Here is a 2,784-nt window from a genome sequence, read left to right on the forward strand (position 1 = left end):
AACCAACAACCATTAATTAACAACTGTTTTACTGGGTTTGTGAAACTTGATTTTCTTGTTAAATATTATTAACAATACTCATCAAACGCATCCCCAGCTCCCAATCAGATAGTCCTTGATTGTCATAGTTAATAGCGATGGAAGCTGCTGTGCGATTAACCCGGACTTTGTTGACACATTCATCTGCATTTAAAGCTTGTTGTAAACGAGAAACAAAATCAGCATCAACTGCTAGCTGAGGTATTCGCAAGCGAACTCTTCCAGGAACAGCATGAGCAATAACATATCCTTGGGGATTAGTATCTAAGACACCATTTTCTTGCATAGTTGAGTTATGGTTATTACTCTCGGTGACTACAGATAATTTTTCTTGTTTGAGGTGGGTAAAGATTTGACGAGCTATACTCGCCACCAATAGGTTTACTAATAACGCATTCGCTCCTCGTAATTGAAACCGGCTAGTAACAAATACTCCAAATGCCACAGGGAGAATCATTTCTATTTCTTGATGTTCTCTCAAAAATGTGCCAAGGTTGGCTGTTGGATCTTCAGAGGAGAGATTGCTGAGATTATTAATTGAGGTTGTAGCTGTCATATATTTATGAGTTGCTCCTAACTCTCTCTTATTTATTATCTTAAGTAAAAATATGCTTTAGAATCAATAAAGTCTTAAGAAGACTTATTGTATAGGGCTGGCAGCATCTTCGGGCAAGTGGAAAGAATCTGGATAAGTAGGTAGGCGTAAAAAATTATCGTTTGGATAAGACAGGGGGCAGGGGGCAGGGAGCAGGGGGAAAAAGGGTTTTAGCCTTATTTACTTTTCTCCACATAGTTTGGTTTTATTGTGCCGACTTACTTAGTTTTGCTCTGCCCATTCATAAAATTCCATGGTGTTAGTATTGCAACAAGTACAATAGTGACACTTCTCGGGAGTCAGCAACTTACGCACCCTCCCTTTTTTGATTAACTTGTTGAGCATTTGTCTGAGTGCGTCTCTGTTTATATGAAAGTGCAGTTCCATTTCTGCTAAAAAGACGCGATGATTATTGAGAATAAATTCTTGTAATTCTCTTAAGATCATATTAAAAGCCTGAACAATCAAAAATCAGTTTGGGAGGTAAATTTGATGTTAGAAAATTTAAAAAAGGCCTTAGGCGAAGCCCTCGATGATGAATACAAAGCCCGTGCAACATATAGGGTCGTAATTAGCAAATTTGGCAAAATTAGACCATTTGTTAACATTCTGGAGTCCGACAGAACGACATATTTGGGCATTGCTCTCATTATTTCGGAAATATGAAATTCTCTTCCCGCAGATAACTGGGTTGATAGTGTCAAAGTACCTGCTTCAGTTTCAGAGGCTTGTCAACTTTGCGTTCAAGCAGAAATTGAGAATGGGGAAATGTATCAACGTTTGTTAGCTTTAACCATAGATTATCCCGATGTCCAGCGTGTTTTTTTGAACTTACAGCGAGCATCACAAGAAAATCATCTTCGTGCTTTTCAACGTTGTGCAGCACCTTCAGGAAATAGTAACTTCTATCGAGGAAAACGAAGAAGGCAATACCATGGTGGCCGTGGTGGTCACAGGGATTGCTACTGTTAGTGTTATTATCTGTTTGGGAAAGCCCTCGTCACATCGATGGAGGATGGTGGTGGGGACAAGGAAGTGCCTTGTCCCTGTCGAATTTTGTTAATTCATTGCAGTTGTTTCTTGAGTCCGATTAGCAGCCATATTGGCAATTTCGCGATCAATAAAAAATATACCTTGCCCTTCCGTACCAATCAGTTTAATTTTGTCCAGGATGCTTTTGAACAAGAATTCTTCTTGGTGTTGTTCGGCGACGTACCATTGGAGGAACTGAAGGGTAGCATAGTCTGGCTCAGTATTGGCTAAATGCACTAAGTTATTGATTTTACTAGTGACGAGTTTTTCATGCCCATATATCTTCTCAAACATTTCCGTCAAAGAATTAAAATCTGTTGGTGGTGCTTGCATTCCGTCAATCACTGCAAAAGCACCCGTTTCTTGAAGATAATTGAGTAGGCGACGCATATGGGTCATTTCTTCATCTGCGTGTTGGCTAAGAAAAGTCGCACAGCCCTCCAGAGATTTATAAGCGCACCAAGAACTCATTTGCAAATAGAGATGGGAAGAATATATCTCTAAGTTAATTTGTTGATTGAGGCAATCGATTATTTGCTGTGATAACATAATTTTCCTTATGCTTGTCCTGCTTACATGGTAAGTTCCCTAGGCGGGTTAATGTGTTAGCTGTCTGCTGTCCCTTCCATCACGATTGGTGCCAACTTCCTGGGGACTCCCAGAACGCTTGAGGAGGAAAATGGTTGCTGCCATAATCACTGCTCCACCAATAATCCAAGCTACAGAAAAGCCTGGATGCTGAGGGAAAGTGACAATTTGAAACATAGTAGCTACCCAATAACCCAAACCTGTAGTCCAAAGGGCAACCAACAGTGTACATCCTAAATTAGTTTCCCGATAAACTGCACCAGTAGCGGCAACACAGGGGAAGTACATCAGCACAAATAGCAGATAAGCAAATGCTCCAACACCACCGTCGAATCTTTGTGACATTTGTCCAAAGGTACCAAGCCCTACTTCCTGTTCTTCGGCTACAGCTGCTTGGTCTTGTACGTTGCCAATATTTATACCCAAGAGGTCGAGTATTTGTTTACCAAGTTCGCCCACATTAGTGGGAATACTAGCGAAAGCTGAAGAAATACCACTCCAAAAGTTAAAATCTTCTTTTTTCTCTTCTT

General features: G+C 40.4%; 4 protein-coding genes and 1 pseudogene. 1 reads left to right on the forward strand and 4 read right to left on the reverse strand.

From position 1 onward, the window contains the following. Positions 1 to 58: 58 nt before the first annotated feature. Both CALSC_RS25575 and CALSC_RS25580 read right to left on the reverse strand, forming a co-directional pair. The gene (locus CALSC_RS25575) at positions 59 to 595 is read right to left on the reverse strand and encodes an HMA2 domain-containing protein (protein WP_088243982.1); all 537 of its coding nucleotides are present in this window, start codon (positions 593 to 595) and stop codon (positions 59 to 61) included. A 261-nt stretch (positions 596 to 856) separates the two neighbouring features. Continuing rightward, positions 857 to 1,081, reverse strand: a complete 225-nt coding sequence (locus CALSC_RS25580) for a FeoC-like transcriptional regulator (protein ID WP_088243983.1) — start codon at positions 1,079 to 1,081, stop codon at positions 857 to 859. A 321-nt stretch (positions 1,082 to 1,402) separates the two neighbouring features. On the opposite strand from CALSC_RS25580, the gene CALSC_RS27185 reads away from it, so the two are divergent. Next, entirely contained in the window at positions 1,403 to 1,606 is a 204-nt protein-coding gene (locus CALSC_RS27185; protein ID WP_200817761.1) for a ferritin family protein, read from the forward strand. 87 nt (positions 1,607 to 1,693) lie between these two features. Here CALSC_RS27185 and ftnA read toward each other — a convergent pair whose 3' ends face one another. Together ftnA and CALSC_RS25595 are read right to left on the reverse strand one after the other, a co-directional pair. Beyond that, the gene (gene ftnA / locus CALSC_RS25590) at positions 1,694 to 2,215 is read right to left on the reverse strand and encodes a non-heme ferritin (RefSeq protein WP_088243984.1); all 522 of its coding nucleotides are present in this window, start codon (positions 2,213 to 2,215) and stop codon (positions 1,694 to 1,696) included. A gap of 48 nt (positions 2,216 to 2,263) precedes the next feature. Further along, positions 2,264 to 2,784 (reverse strand): annotated as a pseudogene (locus tag CALSC_RS25595) (ferrous iron transporter B); the annotation flags it as partial.

The organism is Calothrix rhizosoleniae SC01 (assembly GCF_900185595.1).
GTDB lineage: Bacteria > Cyanobacteriota > Cyanobacteriia > Cyanobacteriales > Nostocaceae > Calothrix_A > Calothrix_A rhizosoleniae.